The 19123-nt window shown below is 59.3% G+C and carries 16 protein-coding genes; 8 read left to right on the plus strand and 8 right to left on the minus strand.

Features of this window, described 5'->3' with window-relative positions; translation table 11 throughout:
- Positions 1-12: 12 nt before the first annotated feature.
- Both PL79_RS00590 and purU read right to left on the minus strand, forming a co-directional pair.
- The gene (locus tag PL79_RS00590) at positions 13-1263 is read right to left on the minus strand and encodes a sarcosine oxidase subunit beta family protein (protein WP_044845815.1); all 1251 of its coding nucleotides are present in this window, start codon (positions 1261-1263) and stop codon (positions 13-15) included.
- 23 nt (positions 1264-1286) lie between these two features.
- On the minus strand, positions 1287-2159 hold the full coding sequence (purU, locus tag PL79_RS00595; RefSeq protein ID WP_044845816.1) for a formyltetrahydrofolate deformylase: 873 nt from the start codon (positions 2157-2159) through the stop codon (positions 1287-1289).
- A gap of 507 nt (positions 2160-2666) precedes the next feature.
- Between purU and PL79_RS00600 the strand changes: the two genes are divergently transcribed.
- Complete coding sequence (locus PL79_RS00600; RefSeq protein ID WP_044845817.1) at positions 2667-3317, plus strand: TetR/AcrR family transcriptional regulator; 651 nt, start codon at positions 2667-2669, stop codon at positions 3315-3317.
- A 273-nt stretch (positions 3318-3590) separates the two neighbouring features.
- On the opposite strand, the gene PL79_RS00605 is transcribed toward PL79_RS00600, so the two are convergent.
- Positions 3591-4322 (minus strand): GntR family transcriptional regulator, encoded by a 732-nt coding sequence (locus PL79_RS00605; RefSeq protein ID WP_044845866.1) that lies wholly within the window; start codon positions 4320-4322, stop codon positions 3591-3593.
- A 182-nt stretch (positions 4323-4504) separates the two neighbouring features.
- Between PL79_RS00605 and PL79_RS00610 the strand changes: the two genes are divergently transcribed.
- Both PL79_RS00610 and PL79_RS00615 read left to right on the plus strand, forming a co-directional pair.
- A complete protein-coding gene (locus PL79_RS00610) occupies positions 4505-5875 on the plus strand; it encodes a class-II fumarase/aspartase family protein (protein WP_044845818.1) in 1371 nt (456 codons plus the stop codon).
- Positions 5876-5976: 101 nt separating this feature from the next.
- A complete protein-coding gene (locus PL79_RS00615; RefSeq protein ID WP_442861515.1) occupies positions 5977-7305 on the plus strand; it encodes a cation:dicarboxylate symporter family transporter in 1329 nt (442 codons plus the stop codon).
- 316 nt (positions 7306-7621) lie between these two features.
- Here PL79_RS00615 and PL79_RS00620 read toward each other — a convergent pair whose 3' ends face one another.
- From PL79_RS00620 to PL79_RS00630, 3 genes are all read right to left on the minus strand, one after another.
- Entirely contained in the window at positions 7622-8557 is a 936-nt protein-coding gene (locus PL79_RS00620) for an ornithine cyclodeaminase family protein (protein ID WP_044845820.1), read from the minus strand.
- An 11-nt stretch (positions 8558-8568) separates the two neighbouring features.
- Positions 8569-9627: a proline racemase family protein gene (locus tag PL79_RS00625; protein WP_044845821.1), complete on the minus strand. Its 1059-nt coding sequence runs from the start codon at positions 9625-9627 to the stop codon at positions 8569-8571.
- A 100-nt stretch (positions 9628-9727) separates the two neighbouring features.
- The gene (locus PL79_RS00630; protein ID WP_044845822.1) at positions 9728-10702 is read right to left on the minus strand and encodes a LysR substrate-binding domain-containing protein; all 975 of its coding nucleotides are present in this window, start codon (positions 10700-10702) and stop codon (positions 9728-9730) included.
- Between the two features lie 1230 nt (positions 10703-11932).
- Here PL79_RS00630 and PL79_RS00635 point away from each other — a divergent pair.
- Positions 11933-13363 carry a hypothetical protein gene (locus PL79_RS00635; protein ID WP_044845823.1) on the plus strand — a complete coding sequence of 477 codons (1431 nt, stop codon included), beginning with the start codon at positions 11933-11935 and terminating at the stop codon, positions 13361-13363.
- A 138-nt stretch (positions 13364-13501) separates the two neighbouring features.
- Here the strand turns inward: PL79_RS00635 and PL79_RS00640 are convergent, their stop codons facing one another.
- Complete coding sequence (locus tag PL79_RS00640; RefSeq protein WP_044845824.1) at positions 13502-14326, minus strand: three-Cys-motif partner protein TcmP; 825 nt, start codon at positions 14324-14326, stop codon at positions 13502-13504.
- Positions 14327-14453: 127 nt separating this feature from the next.
- Between PL79_RS00640 and PL79_RS00645 the strand changes: the two genes are divergently transcribed.
- Both PL79_RS00645 and PL79_RS00650 read left to right on the plus strand, forming a co-directional pair.
- Complete coding sequence (locus PL79_RS00645) at positions 14454-15311, plus strand: DUF5131 family protein (RefSeq protein ID WP_044845825.1); 858 nt, start codon at positions 14454-14456, stop codon at positions 15309-15311.
- Positions 15312-15341: 30 nt separating this feature from the next.
- Positions 15342-16613 (plus strand): three-Cys-motif partner protein TcmP, encoded by a 1272-nt coding sequence (locus PL79_RS00650; RefSeq protein ID WP_044845826.1) that lies wholly within the window; start codon positions 15342-15344, stop codon positions 16611-16613.
- A gap of 144 nt (positions 16614-16757) precedes the next feature.
- On the opposite strand, the gene PL79_RS00655 is transcribed toward PL79_RS00650, so the two are convergent.
- On the minus strand, positions 16758-17816 hold the full coding sequence (locus PL79_RS00655; RefSeq protein ID WP_044845827.1) for a hypothetical protein: 1059 nt from the start codon (positions 17814-17816) through the stop codon (positions 16758-16760).
- A 241-nt stretch (positions 17817-18057) separates the two neighbouring features.
- Between PL79_RS00655 and PL79_RS00660 the strand changes: the two genes are divergently transcribed.
- Positions 18058-18357 (plus strand): H-NS histone family protein, encoded by a 300-nt coding sequence (locus PL79_RS00660; protein ID WP_044845828.1) that lies wholly within the window; start codon positions 18058-18060, stop codon positions 18355-18357.
- Between the two features lie 117 nt (positions 18358-18474).
- A complete protein-coding gene (locus PL79_RS00665) occupies positions 18475-18933 on the plus strand; it encodes a hypothetical protein (RefSeq protein WP_082088572.1) in 459 nt (152 codons plus the stop codon).
- The last annotated feature ends 190 nt before the right edge of the window (positions 18934-19123 follow it).

Raw genomic sequence — 19123 nt, forward strand, 5'->3', positions numbered from 1 at the left:
GGTTCTTCTCGCTTAGTGGTCGACGCCGGCAGCAGCGGCTTCATTGACGAAGCGGCCTGTTGCAAAGCGTTCCATGCCGAATGGCTCGATAAGGGGATGCGGCCGATCATTCGCGACCGTATAGGCGAGCGTCTCGCCGCCGACCGGAATGGCTTTGAAACCGCCCGTGCCCCAGCCAGTGCTGATGTAGAGCGCGGTCACCGGGGTCTTGCCGAGAATCGGGCTCGAATCTGGCGACAGATCGACGATACCCGCCCATTGGCGCATGAGCTTCAGTCGGCTGAACGAGGGGAACAGGTTCAGCGCCGCGCTCAGCGTGTCTTCGAGTGCGGGCAGCGTTCCACGCTGGCCGTACGACGGGTAGGCGTCGGCCCGGCCGCCGATCAGGATCTCGCCGCGGTCGGACTGGCTGACGTAGCAATGGACGAGCGGCGACACGACCAACCCGTCCAGGACGGGTTTGACTGGCTCGCTGACCATGGCCTGCAGCGCGACGCTGGTGATCGGCAATGAAAGGCCGGCCATCTTGCCCATCACGGACGAATTGCCCGCGACCGCGATGACGACCTTGTCAGCTTCGATATAGCCAAGCTTGGTTTCGACGCCGCGAATCCGGCTTCCGTTCATGCGCAGCCCAGTCACCTCGCAGTTCTGGACGATGTCGACGCCGAGGTTGTCCGCGCCCCGCGCGTAGCCCCATGCGACCGCGTCGTGTCGAGCCACGCCCGCGCGACGCTGGATGAATCCGCCCAGGATCGGAAAACGGGCGCTCGGGCTGGTGTCGAGCGCCGGCATGTACTCCCGGATCTGGCTCAGATCGAACATCTCGGCGTCGATACCCTGCAGCTGAATCGAGTTCGACCAGCGTTCGAGGCCATCCATCTGATGCGGATTGTGCGCGAGCGTCAATGCGCCGCGCTGGCTCAACATGATGTTGTAGTTGAGCTCCTTGCTCAGGCCTTCATACAGCTGCAGCGATCGCTCGAAAAAGTTCGTGCTTTCCGGGTAGAAGTAGTTCGACCGGATGGCGGTGGTATTGCGCCCGGTGTTCCCGCCGCCCAGCCAACCCTTTTCGAGAACCGCGACGTTTGTGATGCCGTGGTTCTTCGCAAGGTAATAGGCGGTGGCAAGCCCCTGCCCGCCACCACCGACGATGACGACGTCATATCGTGATTTCGGTTCGCGAGAGTGCCACGCCGGCGTCCAGTTGCGATGGCCGGTCAGCGCGTGCTTCGCGAGTGACCAGAATGAATAGTGTTCCAAGCGAGACCTCTTGCGCGTATCGATTACAGAACGACGGTGCGATGGCCGTTCAGGAAAATGCGTCCCTCGCTGAACAGTCGGACGGCTTGCGCCAGTGCCACCGCTTCGCTGTCGTGGCCCACGAGCACCATGTCTTCCGCACTGTACGTGTGATCGATCGCCTTGACCTCCTGGACGATGATCGGCCCTTCGTCGAGGTCGCTGGTCACGAAATGCGCGGTCGCCCCAATGACTTTGACACCGCGATCGTGAGCCTGATGGTACGGGCGCGCACCTTTGAAACCAGGCAGAAACGAATGGTGAATGTTGATGGCACGACCTTCGAGCTTGCGGCTCATGTCGTCCGACAGGATCTGCATGTAGCGCGCAAGCACGAGCAGTTCCGCACCGGTGCTCGCGAACAGGTCGAGAATCTGCGCTTCCTGCTGCGGCTTGGTATCCGACGTGATTGGAAAATGATGGAATGGGATCCCATACCACTCGACCAGACTGCGGCAATCGTTATGGTTCGATACGACGCCGACGATGTCGATCGCGAGCGCCCCGGCACGCCATTTGGTCAACAGCAGATTCAGACAGTGGTCATACTTCGAGACGGCGATCAGAACCTTGGGGCGATAGTCGGCAGCACGGATCGTATATTCCATCTCCAGTTCCTTCGCGAGAACCGACAACTTCGTCCGCAGGTCGTCGACCGAGCCTTTCAGCACGTGATCGTCGAACACCATGCGCGCAAAGAATTTTTCGGTTTGCGGGTCACCGTAATGAAACGACTCCGTGACGAAGGCACCCTGCTCGTACAGCAGGTTCGACACTTTCGCAAGAATGCCCAGACGGTCAGGGCATTCGAAGGTGAACAGATATTCGGACGACTTGTGCGCGGCAGGTGTGGACATGAGAATTTCCTGATAACAAATCAAAAATCGGACGCACCGACGACGTTAGCCAGTGATTCGGGCACTACAGTGGCCGCTGACCAGCAGAACAAATCACTTGCACCGACGAGACCGGCGAATGCAGATACTCGACCGCTGCGTCCAGCAAGGTGCCGAACGTGTCGATCATTCAACAGCCACTCCAACAAACTGGCCCTTTCAATCACCGCTGAGCTACTTGTCTGGCTCCCCGGTCAGGCCAAGCGTCGTACTTTCTGAACGACTCGTAGCGCGATCCACCGAACAAACATTACGCCCTTATTGTTTGTTGGCGAGCCAATCTACGTGCAAAGCGTGCCCATCGACTTCGCGAGACCGCATGCGACTGTGGCAAGTATAAGAGCGGCCGGGTTCATGTACAATAAATATTTAACGTTACATGTTTATCGCAAACCCTCGGTTGACCCCCGACATCCTTTCCGCGAAGCTTCCCGCGATACACTTTGCCCTGACGAATGTAGGTAGGCCATGAGAACTGCTTTGAACGCCGCACCGCCCCGCCGCACGGGGTCGCGCCGAACTCAAGAAGAGCGTAGCGACGCGACTCGCCGACGCATCATCGAATCCGCGATGCATCTGCTGCATGCAAAAGGGATCAAGGCAGCCAATCTTCAGAGTATTGCGCGCGGTGCGCGTGTAACTCTGGGTGCCCTGCAACATCACTTTGCTAACCGTCAAGTCTTGATGGAGCGACTGATCGACGAAGTGATGGCGCCGCTCTCCGATGACGGAGTCGTATGGCCTCCGGACGAACTCCCGCTTGAACAGCGCGCACACGAGTTCGTACGCCTCGCGTGGCAAATGATCTATGGCGTTCCGGGCTATATTGCAGCGTGGAATCTCTTCTTCGGATGCAAGTCGTCTCCGGAGCTGTTCGCGAAGATCGATGCGAACCGGGCCCGCTCGGATCCTGTGTTCTTCGCGCGCTTTACGTCTTGCTTCCCGGAGATCGCCACCACCCACCCGAATCCCCATCAGTTTGCTGGGCTCGTCTTCGCCAGCCTACGCGGGATGGGTATGTTCGATCTGTTCGACGTTAGCCAGGACGAAATCGACGGACAGTTAGAGATTCTCGCCCAGATCATCGTCCAGGCCGGAAATTCAGCGAAATCGACCTAGCAGCGTCTGCAGTGACATTCCATCGATGGTGCCTCGTCCACGAGATCAAGCAAAGCACCGCCTATGGCCGCATATAGACGGATATGGACGAACATTACCCATACGGTGAAAGTCGAGGCCCCACTGTCCACCGCTACACCCATCCAAGCCAGAAAGGTGAGCGCGAGTTGCTGCAGTCTTGATTTTCCGACGCTCGAGTCGTCCATCCTGGCAAGCATCGCAAGCGCTCGTTTCGGCATGTTATTGCGGATCGTCGGATCGTGAGGCGCTTGCTCAACTATCGGACCGCTTGAGCCGCATCGAGACTGAGAAGCGCTCTGCCGGGTGAACGCTGACAGACACCTCGAACGCAACTCCGGCTGAGTCGATATAACGCCGCACGATCTCAAGCGCAGCCGTTCCAGTGGGTACGCGCAGCCGTCCGGCCATATCGGACGGGAGATTTATCGCATGCACATTTTGCTGAATCTCCGCGACGGATCGCCCGTAGCGCGCCTCGATCAGTGTGCTGATTAGTGTGCCCGGTTCCGCGCGCGCGGCAACCGCGATTTCCTCGTAGTCTGGATCGAGATAGACATCCGTCCAACCGATGGGCGGTCGCGTCGTGTCTCGGTCGACACGCAGACTCGAAATCCGAAGCCAGTGCGCGCCCGCGTCGCACTGCAAAACTTTCGCAAGCGGACCGTCGACGGTGACCGGCTCTACTGTCTGCACAATCCGCTGATTTTCAGAACCAAACTGCACGAGATCCTCGACCGACGCGAGCGACGGCCGGAAGTCGTTGCGCGGCTGCGCGGATTCGACACGTGTGCCGGCGTTCTTGCGTCGCGACACGAAACCCAGTTGCTGAAGCTCATGCAGCGCCGCGCGGATCGTGTGTCGACTGGTCTTGTATAGATCGCGCAGCTCGAGCTCTGTCGGCAAGTACGAGCCGACCGGAAAACGACCGCTCACGATGCCCTCCGTCAGGTCGCGCGCGATGTTAACGAAATGGGGTCTGTTCATGTCCATTGAATTCCGAATGCTGGTCGCAGTTTAGACGCGGTCCCGAGGGGCCCCACGGGTAAATCATAGCTTGAACAATATGTCCGGACATTTTATGCTTTATATGTCCGGACATATTAGAGCCATCACCGTTCTATCGATTCGGAAACGTCTCCGTTCCGTCACCCAATCCCGAGGCCGTCATGCAGAACCGCACTACCCCCACTTCCAGCACCGTCGTCGATTCGATTCTGTTCCGCGACGCATTCGGTACCGCGAAAATGCGAGCATTGTTTTCCGACTACGCACTCGTGCAGCGCTATATCGATGTCGAGGTCGCCCTTGCGAAAGCCGAGGCTCGCGTCGGCGTAATTCCAGCCGAAGCAGCCGAGGTGATCGCACGCGAATCGCGGATAGAGCGAATCGACTTCGACCTCATGCGCGACGAAACGGACATCGTCGGCTATCCGATCCTCCCACTTGTGCACCAGCTCGTCGCCATGTGCGGCGACGCGGGCCGTTACGTGCATTGGGGCGCAACCACGCAAGACATCATGGACACGGCAGTGGCGCTGCAGGTGCGCGATGGGCTCGATTCGATTGACACCGACATCCGCGAACTGCGCGGCATCCTTGCTGATCTTGCGAACAAGCATCGCGACACAGCGATGGCGGGCCGCACCCATTTGCAACAGGCATTGCCGGTCACATTCGGCTACAAGGTCGCAATTTGGCTCGCAATGTTTGACCGCCACCAACAACGGCTCGCGGAGGTACGCGCCCGCGTCGCGGTTGTCGAGTTCGCCGGGGCCGCTGGCACCCTCGCATCGCTCGACGACAACGGGTTCGAGGTGCAAAGAGCACTCGCAGAAGAACTGAAACTTGGTGTACCCGCAACGACATGGCACGTTGCGCGAGATGGCTTCGCTGAGGCAGTGAACCTGCTCGCACTAATCACCGGCTCGCTCGGCAAGATTGCGCTCGACATCATGATCATGGCCTCGACCGAATTCGCAGAAGTGTACGAACCGTTCGTCAAGGGGCGCGGTGCGAGCAGCACAATGCCGCAGAAGCGCAATCCGATTTCAAGCGAACTGATGCTGGCGGCCGCGAAGGCAGTAAGGCAGCATGCCGGCCTGATGGTCGACGCCATGGTCCAGGATTTTGAACGCGCGACCGGGCCGTGGCACGCGGAGTGGATCGCGATTCCCGAAAGTTTCATTCTGAGCTCGGGCGCATTGCATCAGGCAAAGTTTGCGCTCGGAGGCCTGATCGTTGACACAGAGCGGATGAAGCAAAACCTCGGCATCAGCAAGGGTCTGATTGTGGCCGAGGCTGTAATGATGCAGCTGGCGCCGTTTACCGGTCGCCAGCTGGCGCACGACATTGTGTACGACGCATGTCGCACGGTAAATGAAAAAGGCGGCACGCTCGCCGAAGCGCTAGCCGCGCTCCCCGACGTCACTCGGCATTTCGACCACGCCGCGGTCGAACGGATGACGGACCCAGCAAACTACTTGGGCCTCGCACCGCAGATGGTCGATCGCGCGATCGCGCTGTCCCGCGAAATCTGACACCGCCTCTGGAGGAGACAAGCATTATGAGTCGCTCACAACGCACAACCGAAACAATAGTCGCGCCCTCACCGAAGCGTCCATGGTATCGCAGGCTCGGCATGCAGGTTCTTGCCGCCTTAGTGCTCGGCATCGTCGTTGGCCTACTTTTTCCGAAGGCCGGAACGCAACTGAAAATCCTCGGCGACATCTTTCTCTCATTGATCAAGGCAGGGGTCGCCCCACTTGTTTTTCTGACGATCGTGCATGGCATCGCGTCGGCCGGCGATGTCAAAAGCGCCGGACGAGTCGGCTGGCGCTCGGTCGTCTATTTTGAGGTCGTTTCGACTATCGCGCTCGCAATCGGTCTAATGGCGGGCAATCTGATCCAGGTCGGCCAAGGCATGACGTCCGTCGCCACTGGCAACGTGCCGATCGCCGCGACGAAGGCCGCGCCACAGGGCTTTGCCGAGTTCGTCATGCATCTCGTGCCGGATAACTTTATCGGTGCATTCGCGAAGGGGGAACTGCTGCAGGTCGTCGTGCTCGCGGTAATGGTCGGCATCGGCATTCTGGCAATTCCGGAAGGCCGCCGCGGGCGAATCAACGAAGGGCTCGAGCAGATTTCGGAGGTGCTCTTCTCGTTCATCAATCTGGTAATGAAGCTTGCGCCACTCGGTACGTTAGGGGCAATCGCATTCGCCGTCGGCAGTAACGGCACAGCCGTGCTGGTCGCGCTCGCTCAGCTTGTATTTAGCTTCTACGCCGTGATCCTGCTGTTTATCGTCGTCGTAATGGGGATCATCGGGAAGCTGGCCGGCGTCAGCATGTGGCGCTTCATGCGCTACATCAAGGATGAGATTTTGATCGTGCTCGGCACCGCGTCGTCGGAGAGCGCACTACCGCGCCTGCTGATCAAGCTTGAACGGCTCGGCTGCGCGAAGCAAACTGTCGGGCTGGTGCTGCCGACCGGATATGCATTCAATCTGGACGGCACATCGATCTTCATGGCGATGGGCGTGATGTTCATCTCGCACGCGTACAACGTGCCACTATCGTTCGAGCATCAACTCGGCATTCTGCTGCTGATGCTTCTGACGTCGAAGGGCGCGGCGACGGTATCCGGCGGCTCGTTCGTAGTGTTCGCAGCGACAGTCACGTCGACTGGGCTGCTGCCCGTCGAAGGTCTTGCCCTTATCTTCGGCGTCTACCGATTCATGTCTATGGCGATCGCAACCTGTAACACGATTGGTAACAGCCTGGCCACAGTGGTGATTGCAAGGTGGTCTGGAACATTCAACGAGACAGTTGCGCAACGCCATCTCTACCCTGAACGTTATCCAGAAACCGCACGCGCAGATGCGAAGCTGGACGATGGCAACCTGCTTCCAGAAGATTCGAACGAAACAAGTCCCCATCCGTCGGGCATCCCGCTCAAGCGAGGTGGCTAGGGCGGTAGTCTAGGGTGAAAGTGCACATCGCTTTTGCATCTTTGTGCACTTTTCGCTGTTGTAGCGTGCGCATCGGCGCAGAAACGACGGATCGGATCGTCCGACGATCGAATCTGAAAAAAGCGGCGGCCGGCCAAGGTTTGTCTCTCATGGTCCCTTCGGGCCCGACTCGCTGACATCGAACGGGGCGTTGTCAGGCCCCATCCGGGCGTCGCTGCGACGAAGGGGGCAATCGACGCCACACGTTGCGTTAGGAGTCCACTTAGAGCGGCGATATTGGCTGCGCTGGTCTTCCCACCGCTCGGGCACACGCCCGCTATCTGCGCGACTTTAATTGCTCGATCACATACTGACTGACGATCAAGTCCAGGTGTGCGCCACCGGCGTTTTTGTAGACTGTCCTATCCCCGACCGACCGCTCGAACGCCGGCATCCGGCAAAGATCGAACAGATCGCCTTCGATGTCACTTTCCCGAATGACGCCCGCCAGCATCGAGATCTGAATGTCGCCCGACTGCGCAGCATTCTGGCGGTCATCCACGAAGATCCGCGCGCCCCGGAATACCTCGCAATCTGCCTCCTGCATGTCGGGCCGATATCCGCCGACCAGATCGACATGGGTGCCGCGCCGCACGCATTCGCCGCGGATCACGGGTGTGGATGCGCTGGTGGCAGCCGTGATGATGTCGGCACGCGCGACCGCAGCATCGAGATCCTCGACAATGCGTGCGCGGATGTTTCGTGCGTCGAGCGCCGCGCGTGCGGACTCCAGTTTCGACGGCGTGCGATTCCACAACAGCACTTCGCGGATGGCTGGCCGGATGTGCAGGTAAGCGTCCGTCAACGACCGTGCAACCGGACCCGCGCCCAGCACCAGCAGGACCTCGCTGTGCTCGCTGCTGAGCATGCGGGCCGCCAGCGCGGAATCGGCTGCGGTCTTCCATCGCGTGATTTCGGGACCGTCGAGCATCGCGACGATCCCCTTGGTGCGCTCGTCCAGGACGAGAAACGCGGCTTGCTCCGATGGCAGTGGTGGGACGGCCGCGGCATTGGCCGGATGGATCGACGCGATCTTGACGCCGGCACCCCTGCCCGGCAGGATCACGCCCCGGCTGAACAGGCCGAAGCCGGCATCCCCGATGAAGTAGCTGTCACCGACAGGCCGGGCGCCGGCATGCCCGCGGTGCAACGCGTCCAGCACGCCGGACCAGTCGAGTACCGACCGGATCTGTTGCGCGGAAATGATCTGCATGCGTACCGTTCCTACTGTTTCGGCCAGATGTCGCCAACGGTGTAGCCCTCCGGGAACGGATCGTCGTGATCCAGCACGATGGTGTGGATGCCATGGATCCAGCTGGTTCCGGCCAGCGTCGGCACCACGGCCGCTTGCTCGCCGACGCGGGTCGTCTCTTCCAGGCGGCCGGTGAAGACGGTGCCGAGGATGCCCTGGTGCCGGAAGTCCTGGTGCAGCGGAAGCTCGCCCTTGGCGTGCAACACGGCCATCTTGGCGCAGGTGCCGGTGCCGCAGGGGCACCGGTCGATCGCGCCGGTCCAGGTGGCCGGATCGTCCCACGAAAGCGGCCCGGTGGGCATCGTCACCGCGTTCTTCCAGTCGGCGCGCGGGTCGTCGGTGGGGCCGGAGAGCTGGGAAATCGTGATGCCGACGCCCGGATAATCGGGATGCGCAACCGGCAATTGCTCGATGGCGGCCTGCCGGATCATGGCCGAGATCCGCGCGATCTCCTTGCCGTGTTCGGGCTTCAGTTCCAGCCCCGGAAACTGGCGCACGTCTGCAATCGCGTAGAACATGCCGCCCCAGCCGACATCCACGCGAACCTTGCCCAGATGCGGCACGTCGATCACGGCATCGAGATGCGCGGCAAATGCCGGCACGTTCCTGAACTTGACGCTCTTGACCTTGCCGTCCTTGCACTCGGCCGTGATGCGAATCAGGCCGGCCGGCGCTTCCAGCGTCAGCTCGGTCACCGGCTCCTGCATCGGCAGCATGCCCATTTCCAGCAGCACGGTGGCGACCGAGATGGTGTTGCCGCCCGACATCATCGGGTACTCGACCTGCTCCAGGATGATGTAGCCGGCGTCCGCGTCGGGGTGACACGGCGGCACGATGATGTTGCAACAGTGGGCCGGGTAGCCGCGCGGCTCGCGCAGCAGCAGCTTGCGCAGCCCGTCGTCATTGGCCTCCAGCCATTTCATCTTGGCCTGGACGGTATCGCCGGGAATGTGCGGGATGCCGCCGGTCACGACGCGCATCGGAATACCCGAATGGGTTTCCACCGCATGGATGCTTCGCTTGAAACCCATGTGCTGATTTCCTCTTACGTCCCGCCGCCCCTGTGCGACGTAAAGAGAAATTTATGCCAGTTTCGTCGCAAACTTAAGCGACATTTCCTCCGGCATTCCTTCAACTTTTCGTTGAAGATGGCGCGGCGAGCTGCTGCCTGATCCATTGGCAGAATCGTTTGCACACGCTCGCGTCCGCCTTGTCCTTCCGCACGGACAGGTAATGGCCGCGATTCCTCATGATGGTCGAGTGCGGTAGCGGACGCACGAGGTCGCCGCTATCGAGCAGGTGCCCGACGAGATGATGCCAGCCCAGGGCCACACCCTGATGTGCGAGGGCAAGCTGCACGATGGCCGGGTAGTCATTGCTGGTGAAGAGCTGACGCGGGACCTCCGCGCCCCAGCTGGTATCGACGTCATGCAGCGCCAGCCAGACTTTCCAGTCGATATGCTCGGAAATCTGCGAGCGGCCATAGGCGCTGAGATCCAGCAGCGACGTGTCCAGCAAGCCTGCGGGTGAGTTGATCGCGCCATGGCGCTGCAGATAGTGCGGCGTGCAGACCGGATAGACCTCGTCGTCGAACAGGTGCTCGCTGTCGTATCCGTCCCGCAAGCTGGCCAGCTTCGCGATGTAGACGTCAGGCTGCACGCCGGCTTCCATCGAGATGAAATTCTGCGTGGCCAGCACGGTGAGCTCGACATCCGGCTCGTCCTGCAGGAATTCAGGCAACCGCCGGTGGAGCCACAGCGCCGAAAACGCGGGTGAACAGCACACGATCAGGGTCTGTCGGGCGGGGATTCTCTTGCGCAGGCGTTCGGCCGCCTGGTGAAGATTGATCAGCGAAAGTTGGGCGGCATCCTTGAACATCTCGCCATCGGCCGTGAGCGCGACGGTTCTGCCGGAACGCACGAACAGCGACGTCCCGAGGTAGTCCTCGAGTTCCCGCACCTGCTTGCTGACGGCTGCCGGGGTAAGGTTCAGCGCGTTGGCGGCGCCGGTGAAGCTGCTGAACTTCGCAGCCGCGAGAAATGACTTGATGGCTCGCAGCGAAAGCGCGCCGACCAGGGTTTCGCCGATTTCGAATTGAGGCGCCATGACGATTTGACCGATGCAAGGGATCCGGGACAGCACTCAAAGATGGAACTTTCCAGATATGACACGAGATTTTGGTCCGATTCTCATATTCAGAGCGCTCGCGCGCCTGGCCATTGCGTTTGAACATTACAATGAGCGCCACCCACAAAGCCATGAAATACCGCTCGCCTCGCGAGCTCATGCGTTCTGCGGTGTCATCAACCTAACGGTGTCCGCGTGTCCTGAGTTACAGGGGCAACTCCAACGACTCAATGCTCAGAATGAGCGAAGCTGTCGGAAGCAGTTCGAACCCGACGACCGCGCCGCGATCCCTCGTTGATCGACGCGAGCTTGGCAGCGCCTGCACTCGACAAACCGGCGCCCCATGCCAGCCCGACCATCGGACGCGTAGGCTCCTACCGTACAGCCAATGCAACCTACGCCTGCGGGCTCTGAAGCACCCACCCGTCCGTTTTGAGCTTTCGCCGACGTGGGCGCCAGTCGTGCCCCAACGACATTCGGACCGCACTCGGGCAGTTCACCGAGCGATCACTGCTGCCTACGCGGCACCAAATAACCAACAACGACGGAGAGCCTGCGCTTCACCGCTCCTCTGGTCAGCAGCCGCGCAGCGGCCGCAACACTGGATTCGCGCGCCCGGGCGATATGCTTACGTAAGCATATCCTTTTGAAAGTCGAGCATATCTACGGGTGAGGATATGTTTCCTTGAGAATTGCTTGTGAGGATATCCTCACGTGAGCAGAACCGGAATGGCCAGAGCCCCTGCCAGCTGTCGCTGGCAGCCCTTCCACCATTCCGTGGTCGAATGGTTCCGATAGACGTTCGGGTCGCGGCTCTATCTTCGCCACCGCACCGGACTGTCTCAACCCTACCCCCGTGGTCGTCCGGATTTCCCCAGCGCGCCACCGGTCATGCCCGTCCGCGCCAGCGGTCACTCACCGAAGCCCTTCAATCGGAAGGGGCGGCCCTCTCGTCGGGCGGCTCGTGCTCGGCCGACGCGTGACGGGGAGTATAGTGTTCGAAATGCCTCATCCAGCAAAAAATTGCATGGGGAATTCGGCTCAGAAGATCTCCTTTGCATCGAAAGATCTTTTCGGCTCAACCCCGAGAGAGTTATGTTCCGTTGAACGTCGGCACGCGAAAGTTCGGCTTCTCCAAACGCTCGTTGCACCCGCAGTGTCTTGTCGGAGGCTGGATATCGCAGTTGATCGCATTACCGTGGAGAAGCAATGCAGGCTTCACTCGTTCCTCTCGACACGTTGAGGGAGCATATTGCGCGGGCGGTCGCATCAGCCAAGGCCTATGAAATTCCCGACGCATGTATCCGCCTGGGGATTCAACAGGCGGTCGAAGAAAGCGACGCACCGGAAGCTTTCAACAGCAAGCGGCTGTACGTCCGGCGCCGCATCCTCACCTGGAGCGAGAAAGCCCTCCTCGACTTGGCAGCGCGGGTGCTGCGCGAGTACCCATCGGAGGATCTCGCGGAGGCGGTGAGCGAGATGACGGTCCATGCAGAACACCGAATAAGCGAACTGGTCCGGCGTGATGTGCTCAAGGCCATGAACCACTTGGCATCCCTGTTCGGCGAACTGCCATTGCTTAACTGCCTCAGCGAGGTATTCGGTGTCTCGGTCATCCGTGACGATCCGGATGGACTGCTCGGTCGCGCCAGTCTGCAAGGGCAAATAGTCCAGCACTGCCTGGACAACGACGACTGGTCGCACGAAGAATTGCTGACCCGATGCGGCGCACTGACGTGCAGCCAGACGCGCTTCTTCGAGCTGCTGGCCAAGCTTCTGCACCCCATGACACGCCGCGACGTGGAGCAGACGGAGTTGGCCACCGCAATTAGCGCAGCGTTAAGGCGGGACGGCTTCACGGTTCGGCAGACCGGCGTCGAGTCCGGGTACGCCCTCTACGGCGTGGTCCGGTCGCAGGCTGGTGTTGCCGGAGCGATGAAGAACCTGATCTTCGCGTCCATCGGCGAAAAGCCGGAGCTGGTTTTTCGCGACGCGGTCAATAACGACGTCGAGATCGTCAAGCATGCCGACAAAGTGCTCGTCTTCAATCGGCCCTTGCCGAGTTCGGGCCTCCTGCTCTGGAAAGATCTGCGGGACTGGTATGCCGAAATGTACGGCATCGCCGACCCCGGCAGCGCGAAGGATCAGCTATTCCGACGGCTTCGCCAGGCCGTCCTCAGTGCCCGCTCTGCGGGGGAGTTAGCGGTGTTTCAAGGCTACTACGAGCGCTACGGTGTTTCGCTTGGCGACCGGTTGCCGGCTCTCATCCCGCAGGTCTATGTACACTACGACCCATACACCCGGCGCCAGCGCGGCGATGAGCTGTTCCTGGCGCGCCAGCGCATGGACTTTCTGCTGATGCTGGAGCAAGGTGTGCGCATCGTGATTGAGATTGATGGGCGCCATCACTATGCAGTGCAGGATTCTTTGGCGCCGGGTCGGTTCATCGCGAACGCCCAGCGATACGCAGAGATGGTAGCGGAGGACCGTCGCCTACGGCTGATGGGATACGAAGTCTATCGCTTCGGTGGGCATGAATTCCTCGACGTCGACCTTGAACACCGCAAGGTCGGCCCGCACGCACTGCAATCCGTCGCCGAGTTCTTCGATAGGTTGTTGGCTAGGCATGGCGTCCGGTGATTGGCGTCAAGCATCCGATCGACGAGAGTCCGCAAGCCCTTATCGTCACACTGCCGCACAAGCCCACCAGCGTGCGCCGTACGCTGGATGGATTCCAGTAGGCGTCAGCTTTGCAGCCGGCTGCGGACAGCTCTGGCGTCAAAAGAGACTTCGTGTTTCCAGCTGACATGCTTCACGCCACAACTTATCCGCGAGCGGGTGTCGAGCAATAAGGCATAGCCAATACATGGTCGATTCCTTGCTGTTCCGGACCGGGTACATCGTGTCACAAACGTGCATCCCCGCCTTGCTCACCAGGGTTCTCCAGTGCCCGACGAACGCATCCCGCATTGCATGCTTGGAGCTCTGTTTCTTCACAACGTAACGCCAGCCGGGAGCGAAGTTATCCAGCGGCGAGTGGCCCGCTTCAAGGCCCGCCGCAATGTTGCGTTGGATATCGCCAGTGCTGAGATGAACCACGATGTCCATCGTGGGCTTGGTGGCGAGCTTCTCGATGATAGAGAAATGCAGATGTCCCGCGTTGAACGGATCGAGCAGTGCGAGATGGAAGCCACGGTCGTTGAGCTGCGGCAAGACCCAGTCAACGGTTTCATCAGCACGACCGGCTTTGGACTTGAGCGGCACACCGTGCGTGCGCAACCGTGCATCGCACGCGGCGAGGAATTCCGGATTCGCGTCGGCGATGAAAAAGTCCGAAAAAGCCCCCCGTTTCTGCTGAGCGATTTGCCACGCGGCGAGCGGCCCACCGTCCTGAAACGTGTCGGTATGTTTGATCTTGACGCGGCCGGTTCCGGCGAAGAGGTCGATGTATGTGCGCTGGCTCGTGAATTTCTGTCGTGCAGCCCAGGACGCATCGATGTATCGCTTGATGATCCGATGTTTCTCCTCCGTCACCCAGCGCCCCACTACCATGGCCGGGAGTCCGTCGAGCGGGTCAGGTACAACCTTTTCCTCATCTTTCACGTGTTCCCCCGTATGCGTCGCTGATCGAGCGCCTTTCCTGACTCTCGCATGGCACTGCCCATCCCGCTCCTTTTTCGGCACATCGGAGAAGGGTACAATAACGCGTTAGCTCATTCACGCGCAGGCAATGGGAAAAGATTCTCGCATCGAGTGGACGCATCATACCTTCAACCCCTGGTGGGGTTGTGTCAAGGTATCGGCGGCCTGCGATCACTGCTACGCGGAGACGTGGGCAAAACGCCTCGGAGAAGGACTATGGGGCCCCCACACCCCGAGACGCTTTTTCAGCGACGCCCACTGGAAAGAACCTCTCAAATGGGATAAGGACGCTGCCAAGGAAAAGGTCCGCAGACGTGTATTCTGCGCGTCGATGGCCGATGTGTTTGAGAACCGCCCCGACTTGGTTGCTGAGCGTCGGCGGTTGCTTGACCTTATCGCCCAGACGCCAAACCTCGACTGGCTGCTCCTCACGAAGCGAATCCACCTGGTCCGCAAGCAATTGCCCAAAGGATACGATTTCCCGAAAAACGTCTGGCTTGGAACGACGGTCGAAGACCAGGCGACGGCACACAAGAGAATCAAGCACCTATTGGAATTCTCATCGCCCGCCGTGAGATTCCTCTCCTGCGAACCGCTTCTGTCGGCCGTCGACCTTTCGCCGTATCTGGTACGGAACGACAAAGGCAACCGTGTAGACTGGGTAATCGCTGGAGGCGAGTCCGGCCCGCAGGCGCGCCCGATGGACCCGGCTTGGCCCGCGGCTTTGCAGCGTCAATGTGCTCGAGCGAAAGTGCCGTTCCACTTCAAGCAATGGGGACATTGGGCGCCTGTCGACCAAGTGACTGACGTCCTGAAAAAAAACACCCCCATCCGGGTTATCCGGCAGGACGGCACCGAAGTCTCCGTCGCGGCTATCGGCAAAGGCAAGGCGGGAAGAGTTCTGGCCGGCAAACACTGGGATCAATTTCCGCGCGTTGTCGTTTAGTTCGCTCAATCTATCCCGAAGGTCCCCACCTTGGCAAAACGTCACTACGATTGGACCAACGGTCCAGCTGAGCTCGAACCGCACAGCCTGACGAAACACCAGGTACTTGTTGACTATCTGATTCGCTATTTCCAGCAACGCCTGCTCAACGCCCGTGGACGCGACCGCTTCCGCATCACCTTGGTTGATGGCTTCTGCGGTGGTGGGCGATATCAGGTGAATGGAACGGGAGAACTTGTACTGGGTTCGCCTTTGCGCCTGCTACAGGCTGTAAAAGAGGCGTCGTTCAAGATAAATGAGGACCGCCCGAAAGCTATTCTGTTCGATGTGCGATACGTCTTCATCGACAAGGACAAGAAGGCGCTCGGACATCTGCGTGAAGTCTTGCGTCAGGAGGGCTACGAGCGGGAAATCGGCGACACCATTCACATCATGCATGCGGAGTTCGGTGCGGCAGTCGACGAAGTTCTCGCCCGCGTCGCTCAGCATACGCCTCGCTCTGGCACCGCGCTGTTCTTCCTCGATCAATACGGTTATGCAGAGGTACCAGCAACACTGATCCGCAAGATCTTCGCCAGTGCCCGCGACGCGGAAGTCGTTCTGACCTTTCATGTGTCGTCGTTCGCGACGTACACGAATGACGAGCTTGCCAGAAAAATTTCGTCAACCTTGCAAGTCGACATCTTCAAACGTTTGGGCGGCAGGTCAATCGACGAAATCAAACAGAACGAAGCGGACTGGCGAAGGTTCATTCAGGCCGCCCTCTACGAAGCTCTGGTCGACGGCTGTGGGGCAGGCTTTTTTACCCCCTTCTTCATTCGCGGTACGGGCGCGGGCCACGGTGAATATTGGCTTGTACATCTGTCCCAGCATCACCGGGCTCAGGACGTTATGAAGCAGGTTCACTGGCAGCACAGCAATCACTTCGTCCACTACGGTGGCGCCGGCCTCGACATGCTTGCCCCTCAGACTATGGGTTTCCTGCAAGATTTCGATGGAGGCTTCAGGTTCGATGACGTTGCGCGTGCGAAGTCGGACAAGGAACTCGTCGGTCAACTCGCAAGACGGATCTTCGACCAAACCAATCCCAAACCATTCTCCTTGGTCTTCTCGGAAACGTGTAATGGCTCCCCTGCGACGGCATCAATGTATAAGGATGCACTGGCCATTCTGATATCGGAAGGAGAAGCAACGGTGCGTTCGGCGGATGGAAAACCTCGATATCGCGCGCGATATATGCGCGACACCGATGTAGTAGACAAGCCGAAACAGTTCAAACTGTTCCTCGGGAACAACCTGTAGAAATTCGCGCCGTCATTTCGCTTACTGGCTACGCGCATCTGGCTGGCCGATGTGTTTCGCAGGCACATCCTCTGGCAGCCCGCGCGGCAAGAACCAAGGCGTTCGATTTCGATCGAGGGCGCCTAATGGTCCGTGAGCAACACGTCATTCGTAGGGCAACTCACCGAGTAGACCAATCATCAGGTCACCTTGCAACTTTTTGAAATGAATATTGACGTATTGACTTGGATGACGCGGTTTCGCCAGACCGTCATTCGGAGCGTTGCGAGTGTGGCCTTGCACCCGCTCGCCATCCTCCTTGATATAAGGAAGAATCACCAGGCGACCATGATTCTTTGACAAGATAGTACCGGTCTCCCACAAGGTGGCCCCCTCGGAATCGGTTGTGTCCGCCGTTTGCTTCACTTGCCACCCGACTGTGCCATCGTCCTCGTACCAGAAAACAATGCCATTACACACGAGGACTCGCTCACCTCTAGCAAGAGCATCGGCCAACATGCGCTGAACGCTCGCCAATTGCAGTAACTGGTTTGCACGCGGCAACAAGATCTGGCGAATATTTGCCTTTGCTTTTCCCCAATGCATACGGTAGTTCAGCCCAAATCCGCAGGCAATGCGAGCGCGTAACGCTTCGGTAGCCGATCGCTTTGAAACGTAATAGGGCTTCGTCCAGTTTCCATCCGGAGTTCGATACACAATTACGCGCCGACCGTGTTCACCCAGTAGAACCACTGGCAAATACGGCATTTCGTTAAGCTGAGCAGCCAATTCGGCACGGTAAATCTCGGACGCCTCGTCAAGAACGAGCTCCGACGCCTCCGGTCGAGGAGAGCTTTGGTGGCGCCTCTTGGCTTCGGAAAGCATCAACGACTCCTCGTCGGCGAGACGCTCCTTCGCTTGAAGGCTCTTGGAGACCTTCAACTGGAGGGATTGCCGGACCATCTCGTTTCCATGACGATTCTGGAGCTCCGAGGCGTACTGCTCATTGAGGACGGTGGCCGCAGCATGTGCAGCCTCCTTCACCAGGTACACGTCTAATCGAACGTGCCCCGCTTCCGTTGGCACACGTCGGTCGCGCCATTTCGGAGGGAGTTCCCCATTGTCGGTCAACTCCTCCATCACCCACGCATCGAACACCGGGTTGTATGTCGGCCAGACTGCAAGGATCACGTCAAAGTCACGCTTACTGTCGCCCCATTTCATTGATTTCTTCCCCGTAGAACATTGTTATCTTCGAACATCATTCGGCAAAGCACCTTACGGCCGAGACAGCCGTGCCGCTACCGCTACTGCAACGCATGGCAACTCTTAGAGTCGTCCGACCTATCAACTGACACATTGATCCTCGGCTGCAGTCCAGCCATGTGCGATTTAGCACAACAATCGTACTACTTCTTCCGACTAAAATCGTTATCATGCACGTACACAACCAGAGGAGTGAGACGTGGCTACCTACAAAGTGTTGAAAGCCCAAATGGACGCGTTGGCGGAAAAGGCAGAAGCCGCCCGCGTAGCGGAGTTTCAAGCTGTCGTCGACGACATCCGTGCCAAAGTAGCTGAGTATGGCATTACCGAGAAGGACATCTTTGGCGCACGTCGCATTCGATCGGCTAAGCAAGCGAAAGCCCCGGTAGAAGCGAAGTATCGCGATCCGAAGACCGGTGCGACCTGGTCGGGCCGCGGTCGCGCGCCGGCATGGATCAAAGATGCGAGGAATCGGAATCGCTTCCTCATTCAAGAGTGATCTCGCTGTCAACGAGTTGGGACACAAAGCGCTGATGCCACGGCCGGCGTAAAGATTCACTACCAGGTGCCGTTATGTCCGTATGTCAGGTCACTGACATTTCAAAGGACATTACGAATGCAATTCAACAAAGTGGTGCTGGTCCCCGCGTTGATCGCTGTCGCGGTGATGTCGGGCTGTGGTGAGAAGCACGACAGTAACGAACCGAATTCGGCGGCAGGGTCGCCGGCTCAACCAACGCCGAGCCAGGCAGCATCTGAGACGCCATCGGCCAGCGGGTCAGTCAGCCAGGCGCAGCAGGCAAGCGTTCAACAATCTGCGGTACGTTCGGCACCGACACCGGACGCCGAAGGGATCGTACGCGCGCATTTCGACGAGTTGTTTGCTGTCGACGCCAATGGAAACCTCACCCCGAAGGTTCCGATCGAAGTCAACGGCACTCAAATGACGCCAGGAGTCACGTTTGGCGGCGGCGTTCAATTTGGCGGCTTCGCCTTCAGTCAAGCAGTCGGTCACGATTTCGGTGTTCGCCGACTGCAAAACGGTTTCGTACAGCTCGTGAAGTTGTATAACTAATCGCCAAGTGCTGGGCAATCTGAACGATGCGGGACGTCCGGCACTTTCCAACGCCGACAAGCCGCATATGTGGGCGGACCACACTCATAGCACGCACGGCCGCAGGAAAGTGCTGACCGCCTGCCGGAAGCGTCGGTCTGGTGACGATATGCAACCAACAGTGCTCGATGACTAGCGCCATTGTGATCGA

Origin of the sequence: Burkholderia sp. USMB20, assembly GCF_000949135.2 — a bacterium.
Lineage (GTDB): Bacteria > Pseudomonadota > Gammaproteobacteria > Burkholderiales > Burkholderiaceae > Burkholderia.

Coding starts and splice junctions, on each gene's coding strand:
- PL79_RS00655 (WP_044845827.1), bottom strand. CDS start 17,816: ATGAAATGGGGCGACAGTAAGCGTGACTTTGACGTGATCCTTGCAGTC.
- PL79_RS00630 (WP_044845822.1), bottom strand. CDS start 10,702: ATGGCGCCTCAATTCGAAATCGGCGAAACCCTGGTCGGCGCGCTTTCG.
- PL79_RS00625 (WP_044845821.1), bottom strand. CDS start 9,627: ATGGGTTTCAAGCGAAGCATCCATGCGGTGGAAACCCATTCGGGTATT.
- PL79_RS00600 (WP_044845817.1), top strand. CDS start 2,667: ATGAGAACTGCTTTGAACGCCGCACCGCCCCGCCGCACGGGGTCGCGC.
- PL79_RS00605 (WP_044845866.1), bottom strand. CDS start 4,322: ATGAACAGACCCCATTTCGTTAACATCGCGCGCGACCTGACGGAGGGC.
- PL79_RS00635 (WP_044845823.1), top strand. CDS start 11,933: ATGCAGGCTTCACTCGTTCCTCTCGACACGTTGAGGGAGCATATTGCG.
- PL79_RS00645 (WP_044845825.1), top strand. CDS start 14,454: ATGGGAAAAGATTCTCGCATCGAGTGGACGCATCATACCTTCAACCCC.
- PL79_RS00665 (WP_082088572.1), top strand. CDS start 18,475: ATGCAATTCAACAAAGTGGTGCTGGTCCCCGCGTTGATCGCTGTCGCG.
- PL79_RS00610 (WP_044845818.1), top strand. CDS start 4,505: ATGCAGAACCGCACTACCCCCACTTCCAGCACCGTCGTCGATTCGATT.
- PL79_RS00620 (WP_044845820.1), bottom strand. CDS start 8,557: ATGCAGATCATTTCCGCGCAACAGATCCGGTCGGTACTCGACTGGTCC.
- purU (WP_044845816.1), bottom strand. CDS start 2,159: ATGTCCACACCTGCCGCGCACAAGTCGTCCGAATATCTGTTCACCTTC.
- PL79_RS00615 (WP_442861515.1), top strand. CDS start 5,977: ATGCAGGTTCTTGCCGCCTTAGTGCTCGGCATCGTCGTTGGCCTACTT.